Annotated in this window: 17 protein-coding genes, 2 tRNA genes and 1 other RNA gene; 7 read left to right on the forward strand and 13 right to left on the reverse strand. The window is 35.3% G+C overall.

All coding sequences use genetic code 11. The annotated features are described in order from the left end of the window. The 5 genes from MVY38_RS10260 to mraY all read right to left on the reverse strand — a co-directional run. Positions 1 to 1,580 (reverse strand): BamA/TamA family outer membrane protein (locus MVY38_RS10260; protein ID WP_297485878.1); only part of this gene is annotated, 1,580 nt, incomplete at its 3' end. A gap of 32 nt (positions 1,581 to 1,612) precedes the next feature. Further along, positions 1,613 to 1,990: a transfer-messenger RNA gene (gene ssrA, locus MVY38_RS10265) on the reverse strand. 83 nt (positions 1,991 to 2,073) lie between these two features. After that, positions 2,074 to 2,149 (reverse strand) — tRNA-Phe (locus tag MVY38_RS10270). 43 nt (positions 2,150 to 2,192) lie between these two features. Then, a tRNA-Phe gene (locus MVY38_RS10275) sits at positions 2,193 to 2,268 on the reverse strand. Between the two features lie 51 nt (positions 2,269 to 2,319). Then, on the reverse strand, positions 2,320 to 3,381 hold the full coding sequence (gene mraY, locus MVY38_RS10280; RefSeq protein ID WP_297485880.1) for a phospho-N-acetylmuramoyl-pentapeptide-transferase: 1,062 nt from the start codon (positions 3,379 to 3,381) through the stop codon (positions 2,320 to 2,322). A gap of 87 nt (positions 3,382 to 3,468) precedes the next feature. Here mraY and gpmI point away from each other — a divergent pair, with 87 nt between their 5' ends. The 5 genes from gpmI to accA all read left to right on the forward strand — a co-directional run bounded on the left by gpmI (position 3,469) and on the right by accA (position 8,501). After that, positions 3,469 to 4,947 carry a 2,3-bisphosphoglycerate-independent phosphoglycerate mutase gene (gpmI, locus tag MVY38_RS10285; protein ID WP_297485881.1) on the forward strand — a complete coding sequence of 493 codons (1,479 nt, stop codon included), beginning with the start codon at positions 3,469 to 3,471 and terminating at the stop codon, positions 4,945 to 4,947. A 141-nt stretch (positions 4,948 to 5,088) separates the two neighbouring features. Further along, the gene (gene fabG / locus MVY38_RS10290) at positions 5,089 to 5,835 is read left to right on the forward strand and encodes a 3-oxoacyl-ACP reductase FabG (RefSeq protein WP_297485883.1); all 747 of its coding nucleotides are present in this window, start codon (positions 5,089 to 5,091) and stop codon (positions 5,833 to 5,835) included. A 55-nt stretch (positions 5,836 to 5,890) separates the two neighbouring features. Beyond that, complete coding sequence (gene acpP / locus MVY38_RS10295) at positions 5,891 to 6,118, forward strand: acyl carrier protein (RefSeq protein WP_297432879.1); 228 nt, start codon at positions 5,891 to 5,893, stop codon at positions 6,116 to 6,118. Positions 6,119 to 6,234: 116 nt separating this feature from the next. Further along, on the forward strand, positions 6,235 to 7,452 hold the full coding sequence (locus MVY38_RS10300; protein WP_297485885.1) for a beta-ketoacyl-ACP synthase II: 1,218 nt from the start codon (positions 6,235 to 6,237) through the stop codon (positions 7,450 to 7,452). Between the two features lie 17 nt (positions 7,453 to 7,469). Further along, entirely contained in the window at positions 7,470 to 8,501 is a 1,032-nt protein-coding gene (gene accA, locus MVY38_RS10305; RefSeq protein ID WP_297485888.1) for an acetyl-CoA carboxylase carboxyl transferase subunit alpha, read from the forward strand. On the opposite strand, the gene MVY38_RS10310 is transcribed toward accA, so the two are convergent. The 5 genes from MVY38_RS10310 to MVY38_RS10330 are packed head-to-tail and all read right to left on the reverse strand — an operon-like array spanning position 8,498 to position 12,749. Continuing rightward, positions 8,498 to 9,295, reverse strand: coding sequence for a 3'-5' exonuclease (locus MVY38_RS10310; RefSeq protein ID WP_297485889.1), 798 nt, complete (start codon positions 9,293 to 9,295; stop codon positions 8,498 to 8,500). The genes accA and MVY38_RS10310 overlap by 4 nt on opposite strands. Beyond that, positions 9,285 to 9,869, reverse strand: coding sequence for a phosphoribosylanthranilate isomerase (locus tag MVY38_RS10315; protein ID WP_297485891.1), 585 nt, complete (start codon positions 9,867 to 9,869; stop codon positions 9,285 to 9,287). Before MVY38_RS10315 ends, MVY38_RS10310 begins: the two co-directional genes overlap by 11 nt. Continuing rightward, complete coding sequence (gene rpe / locus MVY38_RS10320; protein WP_297485893.1) at positions 9,869 to 10,510, reverse strand: ribulose-phosphate 3-epimerase; 642 nt, start codon at positions 10,508 to 10,510, stop codon at positions 9,869 to 9,871. The genes MVY38_RS10315 and rpe overlap by 1 nt, the downstream gene beginning before the upstream one ends. A gap of 50 nt (positions 10,511 to 10,560) precedes the next feature. After that, positions 10,561 to 11,955, reverse strand: coding sequence for a chemotaxis protein CheX (locus MVY38_RS10325; protein ID WP_297485895.1), 1,395 nt, complete (start codon positions 11,953 to 11,955; stop codon positions 10,561 to 10,563). Next, the gene (locus tag MVY38_RS10330) at positions 11,952 to 12,749 is read right to left on the reverse strand and encodes an HDOD domain-containing protein (RefSeq protein WP_297485896.1); all 798 of its coding nucleotides are present in this window, start codon (positions 12,747 to 12,749) and stop codon (positions 11,952 to 11,954) included. The genes MVY38_RS10325 and MVY38_RS10330 overlap by 4 nt, the downstream gene beginning before the upstream one ends. Positions 12,750 to 12,909: 160 nt before the next feature. On the opposite strand from MVY38_RS10330, the gene rpmB reads away from it, so the two are divergent. Both rpmB and argJ read left to right on the forward strand, forming a co-directional pair. Continuing rightward, positions 12,910 to 13,098, forward strand: a complete 189-nt coding sequence (gene rpmB / locus MVY38_RS10335) for a 50S ribosomal protein L28 (RefSeq protein ID WP_297485898.1) — start codon at positions 12,910 to 12,912, stop codon at positions 13,096 to 13,098. 161 nt (positions 13,099 to 13,259) lie between these two features. Further along, positions 13,260 to 14,438 (forward strand): bifunctional glutamate N-acetyltransferase/amino-acid acetyltransferase ArgJ, encoded by a 1,179-nt coding sequence (argJ, locus tag MVY38_RS10340; RefSeq protein ID WP_297485900.1) that lies wholly within the window; start codon positions 13,260 to 13,262, stop codon positions 14,436 to 14,438. On the opposite strand, the gene MVY38_RS10345 is transcribed toward argJ, so the two are convergent. The 3 genes from MVY38_RS10345 to MVY38_RS10355 form a co-directional block, all read right to left on the reverse strand. Next, positions 14,435 to 14,962, reverse strand: a complete 528-nt coding sequence (locus MVY38_RS10345; protein WP_297485902.1) for a gamma carbonic anhydrase family protein — start codon at positions 14,960 to 14,962, stop codon at positions 14,435 to 14,437. The two genes, argJ and MVY38_RS10345, sit on opposite strands and share 4 nt — an antisense overlap. A 10-nt stretch (positions 14,963 to 14,972) precedes the next feature. After that, a complete protein-coding gene (locus tag MVY38_RS10350; RefSeq protein WP_297485904.1) occupies positions 14,973 to 17,072 on the reverse strand; it encodes an RNA degradosome polyphosphate kinase in 2,100 nt (699 codons plus the stop codon). Between the two features lie 55 nt (positions 17,073 to 17,127). After that, positions 17,128 to 18,225: apolipoprotein N-acyltransferase (locus MVY38_RS10355; RefSeq protein WP_297485906.1), on the reverse strand; the 1,098-nt coding region annotated here is incomplete at its 5' end.

Consider the following 18,225-nt stretch of genomic DNA (forward strand, 5'->3'; position numbering starts at 1 on the left):
CCATCATAATATCCGACAGTATTGTTTGGAATGTAAGTTTGCCCTATAAAACTATTATCATTAAAAACAACTCCATTGAACTTTTTATAGATGTGGAAACGGTATTCAATAGTGGTCTCAATAATAGAATTAAAACCTACAGGGTTATTATCTGTATCTTTAGGACCGAGTAATCTATAGCCGTAGGCTCTGTTGCTGTTCATACCTCCTGCAAAAAATCTGTAAGAGTTCGGTACTGATCCGGCATATGTATGCAGGGAGCCTATTTTTATTTTTGTTGCTAAAATATTTGTTTGGAGGGGCAAAATATACCCTCCGCTTATAAGGGCTTTGTAGTAGCTTGCATTTGAAATCCCACTCAAATATGAACCTTGCAGCTCAGTATTTATAAAAAAGCCTTTTGAAGGATTTAGGATTTTGTCTCTTCTATCATATTTCCAGCTTAGTTTTGGTGAGAGTAAAATCAAATTTTTATTAGGAAAAAGAATTTTGTCTGTACTCGCATAACTTTGCGAAGTATCTACAATAAAAGCTTCTTGCAGCCAGTTAAATTCATCTCTTTGAGAGAAGTAGATTTTATCTAAAATGCGACTCTCTTTAAATCCAAAAAAGTCTTCATTCTCAAAATTAAGTTCATTACCAAAGAGATTTTTTTGTGCTAGAGGCATTGTAAGATTGAGTTTAATACTCTGTTTGATGTGTGTCACTTTTGTAGTAAAAGAGAATGTTTTTAAATTTCCGTAGAAGTTTCTGTGTTTTACTCCTAGTGAAGCTGCAGGTCCCTCATCACTACTTATTCCTATACCAAGTTGAAAGCGGATTGGTTTTTGCGTCTTTTTTATATTTACCGTGACATTTACATCATTTTGATTATAAATATTACTTTTAAAAACAACTTGGGAAATACCATCGAATGCGTAAAGGTTTTTGTAACTCTTTTTAATCTCCAAAGGTGTATATATGCCGCCTTCTTGAAAGTATAAAAGTGATTTTATGATTTTTTTATCAATATCTTTTGGAGTATTTATTTTTATATTTTTAATTTTACAAACTTTATTTGGTATTACCTTGTAGACAAGAGTAGCACTCTCTTTTATTATGTCTATGTATGCTTTTGAGTCAAACGCAGCGTTTGCATAGCCATGATTTAGGTATAAAAGTTTTATCTCTTTTTTACTCTTAATAAATTTTTGAGCATCAAAAGTATCTCCAATTTTAAAGGGAATGCTATTTTTGAGATTTAACAGTGACTTAATCGTTATTTTTGTGATTTTAACAGGCTCTTTTTCAAAAATATTTAATACGATACGACTTTTTTGTACTTTAGGTGTTATTGATGTATGGTAGTAGCCTTTAGATTTGTAAAAATCTTTTAAAGTCTCAATGGCTATGGGAATTATTTTTGGATTGAGTGTTGGAGCATTTTTATAAAATTCATAGGGGTAGGGCTTGTATAAGTCAAGAACTTCATAGAGCTTTCTATCGTTAAAGTGTTTATTGTTATGAAAAATAAGGGGAAGGCTCTTTGCGTAAACAACTGTGCTTATCAAAAAGAAAAATAGGACTACTGATACTTTCATTATAAGAGTATATCATACTGAAGATAATAAATTGGTGGAGCTGTGGAGAATCGAACTCCAGTCCGAAACCTAGCTACTCCCAACGTCTACATGCTTAGAAAGGTTGTTTTATCTTATCTTGCTTCACACAACCTGCAAAGCTACGCAAGACCAGCCTCTAAGGATTCATTTTAAGTGGAGACACACTTAAAATATATCTAAATGAAGGGTTATACTTCGAAATCCTGCTTATTTAGAATCTGCAGGTGAAGCAGCCCGCCTCTTGCGAGGGGATAAAACTTAAGCTACTGCTAAAGCTGGGCGATAATTTGTATTGTTTGCGTTTAAGCAATTGTGAGCCGTGTAACGGAATTGCTCAGTCCGGCATGCAGTTAGGAGCTACTAAATCCCGTCGAAACCAGGTCAGCCCCAAAATGTTTATACAAATATTAGGTTTATTATATCAAAAATATGGTTTATAGTGTAAATTATTAAATGAAAATGATATAAAAGGTGGTGGCCAATCTCGGAATCGAACCAAGGACACACTGATTTTCAGTCAGTTGCTCTACCGACTGAGCTAATTGGCCACGGTAATTTTGTAAGTATAAAACAAGTAATATCTTTAAAAGGTGGTGGCCAATCTCGGAATCGAACCAAGGACACACTGATTTTCAGTCAGTTGCTCTACCGACTGAGCTAATTGGCCATCTTTTAAAGAGCGAAATTATAGCTAGTGCTTGCTGAAAGCAAACTGATATTATCTTATTTTTAGAGTAATAAGTGCGAGTATATTAGATAAAATCGCAATAATCCAAAAACGGACAATGATTTTATTTTCTGCCCAGTTTTTCATCTCAAAATGGTGGTGAATTGGAGCCATTAAAAATATGCGTTTTTGGCGTAGTTTATAGCTTCCAACCTGCAGTATGACCGAGAGAGTTTCTATAACAAAAATAGAACCAATTAACAGCAGTAATACTTCACTTTTACTAATGATAGAGAGATACCCTAAAAAGGCGCCAATAGTCAGTGAACCACTATCTCCCATGAAAACCTCTGCAGGGTGGCAGTTGTACCATAGAAATCCGCTTAAGGCACCAATAAGTGCACTTGCTATTATGGCAACTTCTCCTACTTGAAAATGTGGCATTAGGAGGTAAGAACTGAGTTTTATATTTCCTGTGATATAGATGATAATAGCAAATGAAGAGAGACCGGCAATAGAAGGAACAGTCGCAAGACCGTCAAGTCCATCTGTTAAATTTACTGCGTTTGAAGCAGAAACCATTACCAATACCCATAAAATAAGTGCAAAATTTCCCATATCAAAGAGAGGATTTTTTACAAATGGAACATATAAATCAGTGTTGAAATTAGCATAAAAGCATAAGAAAGAGGCGACTAAAAGTGCAGAAGTGATTTGTAAAAGAAACTTACTCCGTGCTTTAAGACCTGCGAGATTTTCATGTTTTTTAATTTTAGCAAAGTCATCTTGAAAACCGATGAGTGCAAAAAGTGTGAGTGTTAGTAATCCACCAAGTGCATATGCGTTGTTTAATTTTATTGTAAGCAAAGAGGCAAATAATGTCGCTCCTATAAAAACAACTCCACCCATTGTTGGGGTAGAGACTTTTGCCTGATGACTTTTTGGTGCCCATTCGTTGATTGGCTGGACACTTGATGTCCTCTGTGCCCATCGAATAAACTTTGGCATTAAAAAAAGTGTAATAAAAAGAGCGATAAAAAATGCAAAACCTGCACGAATAGTAATGTAGCCTAAAATGTTGATGTCAAGTAGAGTGTGTAACCAATATAACAATATATATCCTATAAAAACTGAGTCATTTGTAAAATCGAAGTGACATTATAGTATAATCGTAAAACAAATTTACTAATAGGAATAAAATTGGGTAAAAAAGCAATTTTAGTCATCACCGACGGTATTGGTTACAGTGCAAAAACTGAGAACAATGCTTTTTATAAAGCAACAACGCCAACATATGACAGACTTTTTAGTGAAGTTCCACATGCGCTAATAGATACATTTGGTTTGAGTGTTGGACTTCCAGAGGGACAGATGGGAAATTCTGAAGTTGGTCATATGACTATTGGAAGTGGACGAATTTTATATCAAGATTTAGTTAAAATATCATTGGCTTTAAAAGATGCTTCTCTTGAAAAAAATGAAGTGTTGCAGAGTTTATTTAAAAGTTCTGAGAGATTACATCTTATTGGGCTTATGAGTGATGGTGGTGTTCATTCTCATATAGAGCATTTTATGGGTATTGCTGATATTGCAGCAAAATATGGAAAAAAAGTTTTTCTTCATCTCATTACTGATGGACGAGATGTTTCTCCTACTTCAGCACAAAAATATCTTCAAGAAGTAGATAAACATCTTAATGAAAATGTGCAAATTGCTACTATTTCAGGACGTTTTTACTCTATGGACAGAGATAACCGCTGGGAGAGAATAGAGCGTGGCTACAATGCAATAGTAAACGCAGTGCCAAAAACAGATATGTCGCCTGAAGCTTACATTGGACACTCTTACTCTTTAGGTGAGACAGATGAATTTGTTGAGCCGACTGCGTTTGAGGGTTATGATGGTATAAAAGATGAAGACGCAGTGCTTACTATAAACTTTAGAAGTGATAGAATGAGAGAGATGGTAACAGCCATCGCTGATGACTCTTTTACTGCGTTTGAGCGAGCAAACATAAAAGTAAATCTTGCGACAATTACTGAATATGATAAAAGTTTCTCGTATCCAGTAATGTTTAGAAAAGATGTTCCTCAAAACACCTTGGCAGAGGTTATTGCAAAGGCAGGACTTCGTCAACTGCATACGGCAGAGACTGAAAAATATGCACATGTAACTTTCTTTTTAAATGGTGGCATAGATGAACCTTATGAAAATGAGACACGCGTACTTATTCCATCTCCAGATGTAAAAACATATGATATGAAACCAGAGATGAGTGCAAAAGAGGTTGGTGAAGCTGTTCTTGATGCAATGGATGCAGAGTATGATTTTGTGGTTGTAAATTTTGCCAATGGCGATATGGTCGGTCACACAGGAGACATAAACGCAGCGATAAAAGCAGTAGAAGCCGTAGATGCAGAACTTGGTCTTATTTGGGATAAAGCAAAAGATAAAGGGTATTCACTTGTGATTACATCTGATCATGGAAATTGTGAAGAGATGAAAGATGATGCAGGAAATGTTCTTACAAACCATACAGTAGGTGAGGTTTGGTGCTTTGTTGATGCTGACGGTGTTACAAAAGTAAACAATGGTGGACTTAACAATATAGCTCCAACAGTGCTAGAATTAATGAAATTAGAAGTTCCATCTGAAATGGATAAAAGTTTATTATACTAAAGTAAAAAAGCAACTAGTTGCGTGGGCTTTCTGCCGAAGGAAACCCAGTGTTAACGCAGATGGCGGAATTACTTCCGACATCGTTAGAAACAGTGAAGGGGGTTCCCTTCATTTTATAAAATAAAATTAAGGGTAATAATAATGAAATTTAGTGGAAAAAATGTACTTGTAACAGGTGCAAGTCGTGGAATTGGTGCGCAAATTGCAAAAACACTTGCAGGGTTTGGTTTAAAAGTATGGATAAACTATAGAAGTGGTGCTGTTGAAGCTGACGCTGTAAAAGATGAAATAGAAGCAAATGGTGGAACGGCTGCTGTAATTGGTTTTGATGTAAGTGATGAGGCTGCGTTTGTTGATGCTGTAAAAACAATAGTAGCAAGTGATGGAGAGCTCTCATATATGGTAAATAATGCTGGAATTACAAATGATAAACTTGCCCTTCGTATGAAAGTTGATGATTTTCTCTCTGTAATTAATGCAAATCTTACATCTTCGTTTATTGGTTGTCGTGAATCTATGAAAGTGATGCGAAAGAAAAAATTTGGTGCAGTTGTAAATATTGCATCAATTGTTGGAGAGACTGGAAATGGTGGTCAAACGAACTATGCCGCGAGTAAAGGTGGAGCCATTGCTATGACAAAATCATTTGCAATTGAAGCGGCTACAAGTGGTATTCGTTTCAACACAGTGACACCAGGTTTTATCGCAACAGAGATGACAGAAGTATTAAGCGATGAGGTTAAGGAGTCATTTACTTCTAAAATTCCTATGAAGCGTTTTGGAAATCCAAATGAAGTTGCAGAGGCTGTTGCTTTTTTACTTTCAGATTATGCTAGTTATATTACAGGAGAAACTTTAAAAGTTAACGGTGGAATGAATATGGCATAAATTAAGTTTTTTATGCTACAATTACGAGATTTTAAACTTAAAAACAGGAGCTATAATGGCACTTTTAGACGATATCAAAGAAGTAGTAGTAGAACAATTAAGCGTTAACCCAGACGAAGTTAAAGAAGACGCAAAATTCGTAGAAGATTTAGGTGCAGACAGCCTTGATGTAGTTGAATTAGTAATGGCGCTTGAAGAGAAATTCGATATCGAAATTCCTGATGATGAAGCTGAAAAAATTCAAACTGTACAAGATGTTGTTAACTATATAGAAAGCAAATAGTCTATTTTACTTCCAAAGAGCAAGTTTCTCTTTGGTTGAAAATATTTTTGGTGGCTAATTTGTAAAAATTGGCTTTTAAAAGTATTTATATTTTATATTATGATGGAGAGAAGTGAATGAGAAGAGTAGTAGTAACTGGTTTAGGAATGATAAATTCTGTTGGTAATGATAAAGAAAGCGCATTCAAAGCGATGTGTGAGGGTGCATGCGGTATTGATACTATCACTCTTTTTGATCCAGAAAAATATAGTGTTCAAATAGCTGGAGAAGTAAGAGATTTTGATCCTGCAACCGTTATGGCTCCAAAAGAGGTTAAAAAAGCAGATAGATTTATTCATTTAGGTCTTAAAGCTGCCAAAGAAGCTATGGAAGATGCTAATATTGGTGACGATATTGATATGGAAAGATTTGGTGTAAGTGCTGCATCTGGCATAGGTGGACTTCCTTCAATTGAGAAAAATTCAATTATTTTAGCTACAAAAGGTCCTCGAAGAATCTCTCCATTTTTTATCCCTGGTGCACTTGTAAATATGCTTGGTGGATTTGTTTCAATTGCACATGGTACAAAAGGTCCAAATCTCTCTAGTGTAACTGCTTGTGCGGCAGGAACACACTCTATAAATGAAGCTGTTAAAACTATTATGTGTAATGGTGCAGAGAGAATGTTAGTAGTTGCTGCAGAATCTGCTATTACAGGTGCTGGTGTTGGTGGTTTTGCTGCTATGAAAGCACTTTCAACTAGAAATGATGACCCAAAACACTCTTCTCGTCCATTTGATGCAGACCGTGATGGTTTTGTAATGGGAGAGGGAGCAGGCGCATTAGTACTTGAAGAGTATGAAGCTGCTGTTGCTCGTGGTGCAAATATATATGGTGAGATTATAGGTTTTGGTGAGAGCGGTGATGCAAATCATATTACTACACCATCTCTTGATGGTCCATCTCGTGCTATGAAAGCAGCATATAAAATGGCAGGTGAACCAAAACTTGACTATGTCAATGCACATGGTACTTCTACTGCAATTAATGATAAAAATGAAACGCTTGCATTGAAAGCACTTCTTGGTTCAAAAGAGAACTGTCCTCCAATGAGCTCAATTAAAGGTCAAATTGGTCACTGTCTTGGTGCTGCTGGTGGTATCGAAGCTGTAACATGTTTGATGGCTATGAGAGATGGAATCATTCCTCCTACTATCAATTTTGAGACAGCTGATGAAAATTGTGATTTGGACTATGTTACAGAGGGTGCTAGAAAAGCAGAGTTAAATGTTGTTATGTCAAATTCATTTGGATTTGGTGGAACAAATGGTGTTGTTATTTTCAAAAAAATCTAGAGCAATAAGGATTTAATTTGGCTACATACTTAGATTTCGAACATAAGATTAAGTTTATTCAAGAAGATATAGTTTCTGCACATGTGCGTCATGATGAAGTTGCTGCTGAAGAGTTGAATAAAAAGTTAGACAAAGAAGTCACAAAAATTTATAAGAATCTTTCAGATTTTCAAAAGCTTCAGTTGGCACGCCATCTTGATCGTCCTTATTCATTGGATTATATAAATCTTATAATGAGAGATAAGTATGAAATTCATGGAGATAGACATTTCCGTGATGATCCTGCTATTCTTTGTTATATGGGCTATATTGGCGATGAAAAAGTTATGGTAATTGGTGAGCAAAAAGGGCGTGGTACTAAAAATAAACTTAAAAGAAATTTTGGTATGCCACATCCTGAAGGTTATAGAAAAGCTTTGCGTGCTGCAAAACTTGCTGAAAAATTTGGTATTCCAGTTTTTATGCTTGTTGATACTCCGGGTGCATATCCTGGAATTGGTGCTGAAGAGAGAAATCAGAGTGAGGCGATTGCAAGGAACTTACTTGAATTTGCAGAGCTTAAAATCCCTACCATTTCAGTGGTTATAGGCGAAGGTGGTTCTGGGGGTGCTTTAGCAATTGGTGTCGCTGATAAATTTGCAATGATGCGCTACTCTATTTTTAGTATTATTTCTCCAGAAGGTTGTGCAGCAATTCTTTGGAATGATCCTAAAAAAGTTGAAACAGCAACAAATGCTTTAAAAATTACAAGTGCTGATTTAAAAGAACTTGATCTAATTGATGATGTACTTGATGAACCTCTTATTGGTGCACATCGTGAAAAAGAAAAAGCTGCTGAAGTTCTAAAACAGTACTTTTTAGATGAAGTGAAAAAGCTTAAAGCAATGACTCTTGAAGAAAGAATGGATGCACGTTATGCGAAGCTTACTAAGCCAGGTAAATTTAAAGATAGCGCTGATGAACCAGAGAGTACATCTTTGCTTGACAACTTTTTAAAATCAAAAAATGATAAAGAAGAAGTGAAAGAAAAAGAAGAGGTTAAATCTTAATCTTCTTCTACTTTTAAAAGAGGATCGAATTTAGGACGCTTATGTCTTGGAGCTTCTTTTGAAAATCTCACCAAGTCTTCTACACTTTTTACTTCCTCAGGTATATTTTCTAAACTCAGTAAAAAAAGTCCATAAGTAGTCATGACATCGCTCATCGCTCTATGATGTCTTGGATTCGGATTGAGGTGTAATGTGTCATTCAGATAGGAGAGTGCATATCTATATGAAGTAATAGTTCTCTCAGCTAAAGCAAGAGAGCAAAGACTTCTATTTAAAAGGGGCGCAAAGCCAATTTTTTGCAAACTTTTAGAAATAAATCCATAATCAAATTTTACATCATGGGCTACAAAGACAGCATCTCCAAGAAAAAGTTTAAACTCAATAAGTACCTCTTCTAGTTTTGGTGCATCTTTTGTGTCAGATGCTTTAATTCCTGTAAGTTCAGTTATATGTGGGTTTATTTCAGTTACTTGCACCAAACTCTCAAATTTATCAATAATCTTTCCATTTTTTACTTTTACTGCTGCAAGTTCAATAATTTGATGCTTCTCTATTTTTGAACCATTAGTTTCAATATCTACAATACAAAATTCTGCTTCATTTATATCTATAAACGCGGTATCAAAGAAAAAAGATCCATGCTCTTTTATGACATTAAGACCCTGTGCTCTCCAAAGTTCAAGTGTTATATCTAGCTCTTCATTGATTTGATCTTTCAGCGTCTTAAGAGAAAGTCCTTTTTTTGAGAGTCTGGAGAGACTTTTTGCGTCAAGTCCTATATCTTTACTTAGCATTGCTTATAAACTCTGTAACTTTTTGTGTATCTTTTTTTCCGGCTGAAGACTCAACGCCACTACTAACATCAAAAGCATAAAAATCATATTTTTTTAATTCTAAAATATTTTGAGGATTAAGTCCCCCTGCCAAGATGATTTTTGAGCAATCAATATTGTCGAACCATTCGATGTTGAGACGCTTTCCTGCTCCACCATAAGCCTCACAATAGGCATCTACCAACCTATATTCATCACTGTATTTTAATATGTCATCTTTATTCTTTGCACGAATAACTTTTAGATAGGGAACTGTAAGTTTTGTGTATAAATCATCATCTGCATCAAAATGAATTTGAGCTAGTGTCGCACCTGTATAACGGCATATTTCATTTATAAACACAGCATCTACATTTACAAAAAGTGCAACTTTTTCAATAAAGGGTGGCAATCTTTTAATGATGTTTTTTGCTTTTTGAGGGGTAATATAGCGTGGAGACTTTTCATAAAAGACAAAACCAAGTGCATTTGCACCGGCATTAATGGCCAGCATTGCATCTTCGTAGGAAGTAATGCCACAGATTTTACAACGCATTAAATTTGTAAACTCTCAATGGCTTCTTTTCTATTTTCATGTTTAAAAACATAACTACCTGCAACAACAACATCAACACCTGCCTCTTTTAGTAGCTGGATATTTTTGTCACTAACTCCTCCATCGACTTCAATAAGACAATTAGGATTGATTTTATCTATCATTTTTCGTAATTTTTTTGCCTTTGGAATAACAGTATCAATAAAGCTCTGTCCTCCAAACCCAGGATTAACACTCATAAGAAGTACCATATCTAAAAATTCTAAAAGATACTCTAACTCTTCGGGACGGGAGTTTGGATTGAGTACAATGGAGGGTTTAATACCATAAGAGCGGATTTGTTGTATAACTCTATGAGGGTGTTTTTCAGATTCAAGATGAAAAGATATATATTCTGGTTTAAGGGGTGCAAACAGACCAACAAAGAAGCTGTTGTTCTCAACCATTAAATGTACATCTAAAGGCTTTGTAGCTGCTTTAGCAACAGCAGATACAACTACTGGTCCAATAGTGAGATTTGGGACAAAATGTCCATCCATTACATCAACATGGACCAAATCACATCCTGATTCACATATTTCTTGGACATCACGCTGTAAATTTCCAAAGTCAGCTGAGAGAATACTAGGTGCTACTTGCATATATTTTTCCTACTAATAAATTATGTGCGCATTATACACAGAGGATACTTTTATCTTGTTAAGAAAAAGAGAAATTTATCATTGTCAAAAGAGAGATCAACTTGCACTCCCTTTTTATCTCCTGCTATTTCTAAAAGTCCTTGAACATTTCTATATGTTCGTGGTAGCGTAATATCAACATGTACATTTTCATCTGAGAGAAGTGTTTTTATTTTCCCTCCTACTATATTTACTAGTTCGGCAAGGGTGTCTAAAATCAATTCTAAATCATCAGTACTCTCACCAATTAAAAGTTCACATGATTTTTTTGCTATATCAATAGGAAAAACAAGCATTACCATCCCGTCAATATCACCGTAAAAGCCAATTGAACTTGCTATTTTATTTTCTGGGTTTTCAATTTTGATTTTATCTACATTAGCTGCTTCTTTGATTGCCTGTGCATTTGTCATCATCTCTATGGTTGCTACAGTTGCATCAACAAAATTTGCTAGTTCTGAAACGATTACTTTATTTAGTGGGCGTTTGTTCTTTGCTCCTGCTGCACTGCTTGCACCAAGTTCCTCAAGAAGTTCTTTATTCTCTAAAATGTCATTCATCTGCTCAAAAAACATTATACCTGCATCTTCAAGCGTCTCTTTAAATGTCATAGGAGTTTTTTCAAAGGTCATACCTACAAAACAGATAGTAGCATTATATTCTGCAGCAGCAGAGGCTAATTTTGAAAAAAAGTTCAATGCATGTACATTCATGCTTACTACTTTATAAGCATCAAAAATGAAGAGTCTAAAACCTACATTGAGAGAATTGTTATGGTAGGCAATATTAAAAGTATTGCCTATTTCAGCATCAAGAAATGAAGAGAGGGTATATATAATGGCATTTCCCGTTACTCGTGTCGCTACTTGTTGTCCCATTTGTCCTAAATATGACTCATCTACAATTACATCATAAGCATCTTTATTTTTTACTTTTTCTAAAAATTCTTCTTGAGATTGAGTCACTATTGGATTATGTCCATTATCATGCAGTTCAATGGCAATAGCTGTTCTTTGAGATTTATCATCACTATAAAGCAGTACATTTTTTTCTTGATTTTTATAGCCATTAGAGAAAAGATTTGCAATCTCTTGTGTCTTAAAAAGTGAAAATGTAAGTTCATCTTTGTAAAACTTTTGTATTGCTTGGTACTTTTTTGTATCGTAATCACAAAAACCTACAATAATATGGTTTGCACTACGAACTTTATTGAACATTTTTATAAAAGTATCAAGCCCATTGCGATTAAAAAATATTACCTTTTTCAGTGAAACTAGTATGATGTCTGCATTAGCCTTTAGTGTTGCGTTTATGTCATCTATACTTAAAAGTGCTGTGCTTGAGTTGCCATCTAAAAAACCTTGTGGGTGAAAAACACCTATACCATTTTTCACTACTGCTCTCATGAAATCTCCATTAGTTTTGCAAAATCATTATATACATCTTGTACATATTCTATTTGAAAATCTATAAAATCATTGAGCCCTGCATTTATATATTCAGGTTTTGAAAGTGTAAAAAAGAGCAATAGATGCATATACTTTCCAAGTCTATTTATCTCTTCATCTTCTGAGGGTTTAACACCACTTGATGCTTGTATAATTTGGGCACTTTTCTCACTCATATTCCATTTAGCAGCTATTATTTGGCAGATGTCAAAGAGATCTAAATTACAGAGTCTTGTAAGTATAGTATTGAGATCAATCTCATTTACACTCCGAAGGAGCTTTACATCATCAAGTTTTTCGCAAAAAAGTGCTTCGGATACGATAATACTTGCAGGGAGTAGGGTAATAGCATTTTGAATATCTTTATCGGCGATGTTTAGATGTTCTAAAATTATTTGCCATTTTATTGAAAGCTCTGCTTGCAGGTCATAAAAGGAGCTTCTATTGAGTGCAAAGAGTTGCCACTTTACAGGAGATAAAAGTGAAATCATATAGTTGTAAACGGCTTGTTGTGAACGCTCAACACCTAAAATTCCAAAGATTTGTGAAATATCCTCTACTTTGTTTCTAAATCCAAAAATTGGTTTATTTACAAGTTCTACTAAGTAAGCACTAAGTGCTAAATCTTTTTTGGCACTGTGAGCAGCTTTTGTCAACTCTTCTTTCTTAAGATAGAGTACGGTTTGTTGTAGTGCTTGCGGTGCTGGAGGAATTTTTTGAATATATGCATCGACTTTTTCTCTTGTAATCAAATGATTCCTTTTTGTAGAGAAGATTATTTTGTATTCTAACTACATAAGTATAAAATAAATATAAATTGTTCTACTAAGAGTAAATTAAATTGGCTTAAGTTGAAGTTTTGCTTTTATTTGATACAATTCGCAACTTTAAATATCATTCAAGGATACTCAAATGGCAAGAAGATGTGCTATTAGTGGCAAAGGCCCTATGAGTGGGAACAATGTTTCTCATGCAAAAAACAGAACAAAGCGTCGTTTTTTATTAAACTTAAGAACAGTTCGTATTACATTAGAAGATGGTACAACTAAAAAAATTAAGATTTCTGCAAAAGAGTTACGCACACTTAAAAAGAACGCGTAAATTAGGATTTTTTTTGAATTTTATTCAAAAAAAATTTAACCTCTTTTCTGGGGATTTCTCCCCAAAATCTAAAAAACTTTTTTTTCAGCTCTCTTTTCTTCGTTTTATAATATTTTTCTTTACTTCATTTTTTCATAGCAAACATTCAAAGGAGTTATATTTTGTATAAATTAATAAAAATAGATGGTGGCGTATGTGCTGCTGATGGTTTTTATGCAGATGGTATAAGTGCAGGTCTTAAAGCAGAAAATGCAAAAGATATGGCATTTATTTATAGTGAAAATATGTGTGCGATTGCATCAACTTTTACAACAAATAAGATGGCAGCAGCACCCATTAGACACTTTCAAAACAGAGGCGAATTTCAGACAAATTTTGTGCTTATAAACTCAAAAAATGCGAATGCTATGACGGGTAAAGCAGGTATTGAAGACATTGAAGCAATTTTAGCAACACTTCCATCAACTGTCTCCAATCCAGTGATGAGTTCCACAGGTGTTATTGGTGTGAGAGTACCAAAAGAGAAGCTTATAGCTGGAGCAAAACTTTTTGATTTGAGCAAACGAGAGCCAAACGCAGCGGCAGCGGCTATTATGACTACTGATACCTTCTCAAAGCAGATTGCTTACAAAGTAGAACTTGCAGATGGCAGTAGTTTTCACATAGGAGCCATGGCAAAAGGTGCGGGAATGATTAATCCTGCAATGGCTACGATGCTCTGTTTTATTACAACTGATGCAGATGTGAATAAAGAGGAGATGCAAAAACATCTTGATAAAAATATTGCCTTTACTTTTAATGCTGCGAGTGTAGATGGTGACACCTCTACAAATGACACTGTAATGCTCCTTTCAAATGCAAAAAGTGGAGCTTATAATGCGACTGCGTTTAGTGAAGCCCTCTACAACATCATGCGATTTTTAGCACGCCAAATGGTAAAAGATGGTGAGGGTGCTACAAAACTTGTAACCTACGAAGTGAGTGGTGCAAAAGATGATAAAGAGGCTGAAATAGTGGCAAAAGCACTCTCCAACTCATTGCTTGTAAAAACAGCACTCTATGGTGAAGATCCAAATTGGGGAAGAATTGCTTCAACAGTTGGAGCGAGTGGGGCAGAAGCGTATGAGGAAAAATTAACTATTGCTTTTAATGATTTATGTGTATATAAACGGGGTGAACTCTATTTTGATGCAGCAATGGAGCGAAAAGCTTCAGAAGTTATGAAGCTTGATGAGTTTACAATCTATTGTGACCTTGGAATTGCAGATGGCGTATTTACCGCGTTTGGATGTGACTTAGGTCACCGTTATATTGAGATAAACGCAGATTATAGAACTTAAATTCTATAATCTTCTTTAAAAGCAACATAGCGTTTTGCCGAGCCATAAAGTTCTGCCACCTCTTCATCGTTAAGTGTGCGCACAACTTTAGCAGGTGCACCAATGATAAGTGAACGGGGAGGAAAGCGTTTGTCTTTTGTAACAAGCGCTCCTGCGCCTACTATGCTCTCTTTGCCAATAATTGCTCCATCTAAAATGGTAGCACTCATTCCTATAAGACAGGCATCTTCGATGATACAACCATGTAGCATTACCCGATGTCCAATGGTGACATCATTACCAATGATAGTTGGATTTCCTGTAGATTTATCACCATTCTTATAGTGTGTGACATGAATCATAGATAAATCTTGAATATTTGTTCTATCGCCAATAGATATATAATGAACATCGCCTCTAACGACACAGCCAAACCAGATAGAACAATCTTTACCACAAGTGACATCTCCAACAACATCAGCAGAGGGTGCTATCCAACTTTTTTCTCCTATCTTAGGCAGGGTACCTTTAAATGAATGTAACATAGTAAATCTCCTAACTCTCTATAAAGAGGCGCTCTGCAAGTTGTGTTACATAACTTGAGGTCTCTTTGCGTGTTGCTTTTGCAATTTTATTGACATAATCTTCTAGCAATTTATGGTTGTTTATATTTCTCTCACCTTTTTGTGCTTTTACTTTTATATAAGTGCCATCTTTTTGTAGTTCATGAGAGAGGACATTATCTGCACATTGTAGTTTCAGTATCTGAATGATTTTATTTTGTGCGGCTTCATCTTTGATCGCAGTAAGGAGTTCAATGCGTCTTACTAAATTTCTAGGCATCCAATCTGCACTAGAGATGTAGATTTTTGAAGCATCATTTTTAAAGTAAAATGCACGGGCATGTTCAAGATATTTTCCAAGAATGGAGATAACACGAATATTTTCACTCACACCTTCAATTCCTGGTTTTAAGCAACAGATACCACGAACAATAAGATCAATTTTTACACCTGCTTGCGAAGCCTTGTAGAGGGCTCTTATGACATCTTCATCAACAAGTGAATTCACTTTTGCAATGATTTGACCATTTGTTCCCTGTCTTGTCTCATTATGAATGAGTGAGAGGAGTTTTGGTTTGATCTGTGATGGTGCCATATAGAGTTCGTTGAGCTTGCCCTTTTTACTAAAACCTGTAAGGAAGTGAAAGAAGCGTGTCAAGTCATTTGTAATGGCATCTTTACTTGTCATATAACTCATATCGGTATAAATCTTAGCCGTAGCAGGATTGTAGTTTCCTGTGCCTAAGTGTGCATACTGTTTGAGCTTTCCATTTTTTCGGCGTGTAATAAGTGCTGCTTTTGCATGCACTTTAAATCCTTGAATACCATAGATAACATGAGCACCAGATTTCTCCAAGGCTTTCGCCCAGATAAGGTTATTCTCTTCATCAAATCTTGCTTTAAGTTCAACCATAACTGTTACTTGCTTGCCGCTTTCACTCGCATCAATAAGTGCTTTAACGATTGGAGATTTTGTCCCTGAGCGGTAGAGTGTCATTTTAATGGAGACCACATCACTGTCTTTTGTTGCACATTGAATGAGGTTTACAACAGGATCAAAACTATCATAAGGGTGGTAGAGTAAAATATCTTGTTTTTCTAAAATAGAGAAGTAGTCCTCATTGCTGTCAAATGGTGGGAGTACCTTTGGTTGGAAAGATGGTGCTAAAAGCTGAGCAAAATCTTTGTTTGATACAATTTGCCAAAGACTAGAGAGGTTTAAAAATGTGTGAAAGGTATAAATATCATCTTTATAAATATGCGCATGGCGATTGAAAAAGTTGATAATTTCCTCATCTGCGTTTGAACCAACTTCAAGTCGTACCATCTCTCCTTTACGACGAAGCTTTAGACCCTCTTCAAGAATTTCCATAAAGTCATCGGCTTCTTCTTCTTCTATGGCGATGTCAGCATTTCTTGTTACACGAAATGAAGCATACTTTATAAGTGAATATCCGGGAAAGAGATCTTGCACATGCTTCTCTACCACGCTCTCTATAGGAACATAAGTACCACTTTCAAGCTCTACATACCTATCTAAAACGCGAGGTACACGGATGATTCCAAAACGCTCTATATCTTCATTGTCATTATCTCGCAGCTTGACAATAAGACCAAAACTAAGGTTGTTTAGATGTGGAAAAGGGTGAGTGGCATCTACAGCAATAGGTATAATTACTGGATATATATTTTCATTAAAATATTGATTAAGGGTGCGTTTATCTTGGCTCTCTAATTCATCATATGTTTTTACAGAAATTCCATGTGGCTCAAGTTTTTTAAAAATTTCACTTCGGCAGTGTTCAACAACCTGCTGCTCTTGGTGAAGATAATTTCTAATTTCACGAAGTTGTTGTAGAGGTGTGAGTCTGTCCGCACCTGAGACAATAATGCCAGCTGAAAAGAGTTTTTTTAATCCAGCAACGCGAATCATATAAAACTCATCAAGATTTGTACCATAAATTGCTAAAAATTTAAGACGCTCCAACAGTGGCAATGATTCATCTTGCGCCTGTTTGAGGACTCTTGTGTTAAACTGTAACCATGATATTTCACGGTTTAAATAAAGATTTGGATTTTTTAAATTAAGCATATTTTATGAACCCCTATATGATTTTTTATTTATAAGCACTTTATTATACCTAAAATTACTTAATTACTCCCGTGCCCGCGGCATTTGCTGCATGATAAATTGTTACACCATTCTTTCGTCCATAGTACTCCATAAGTAGTTTTTGCAGAGTCGGTTCAATGGAAGGGACAAACCATGCGTTGTTGCTGATGGCTATCATATATTTCACATCACCATCATAAAGTTTTTGACAAGTCGCTTCGTAACAGATTGCATTTCTAAACTTTACCCCTTTGATGAGGAAATCAGTTGGCTTTTTGGCTGTTACAAAATCACTCGCTCCTGCAAAAAAAGTATCGTTTACAAATTTTTTCATAAAGGATGGGAGTGGAATATACTCTCCAAAAGGCACAAGTACCAGTTTTTTTGCAATTTTATAGGTTTGATTTTGAAAAAAGTAAGTGACATTGTAGTTAAGATGATTTTCGCGAAGTAGTGAACCTGCAATGATGTCTATATGTTTACTCGCCGCTAGAACTTGTGAGAGTAGAAGAGGGTTCTTATTCATAAAGAGTGGAAAAACAGACTCTGGAAATACAACTAAATCATACCCCTCTTTTGTTGCTTTATCAATTTCGTTAAATATCATATTAACAGTTGGATAGAGGTTCTTTCTTTGCCATTTATCCTCTTGTTTTATATGTGTTGCAACAAGTTTTATTTTAATTGGTGCATTGTGTTGTGGTGGGTAGCCATAGTTAAATGCAACAAAGAGTAAAAGAAGAGGAACTGCTTTGAACTTTTTGTTTTTTATAAGAGCAGGCAGACTAAGTGCTAAAAGTAGGGCGATAAATTGGTATTTATAAACGCCAATATAGCTATTTACAAAGGGAAGTTCTAGTTTCATCCAATTCCATCCAAGGGGTTCTATAAAACTAAGAATAAAGAGAAAAATAGCACGGAAATAGGGCTTGTTTGTAAAAGCTAAAGGTGCAAAGAAGATGAGATACAATACTCCAAATCCAAAAGTTATAAAAGGTGTCATATAGCCTACGCCATCATACTTAAAACTATACCCTATCCAGTAAAACCATAAAAGACCTATGAAAAACCCACTAAAGAGTATGCTTCGTTTAGGAATGTAGAGTAAAAGTGTAAAAGCAGTTATACCTAA

The organism is Sulfurimonas sp., from assembly GCF_027056685.1.
Lineage (GTDB): Bacteria > Campylobacterota > Campylobacteria > Campylobacterales > Sulfurimonadaceae > Sulfurimonas.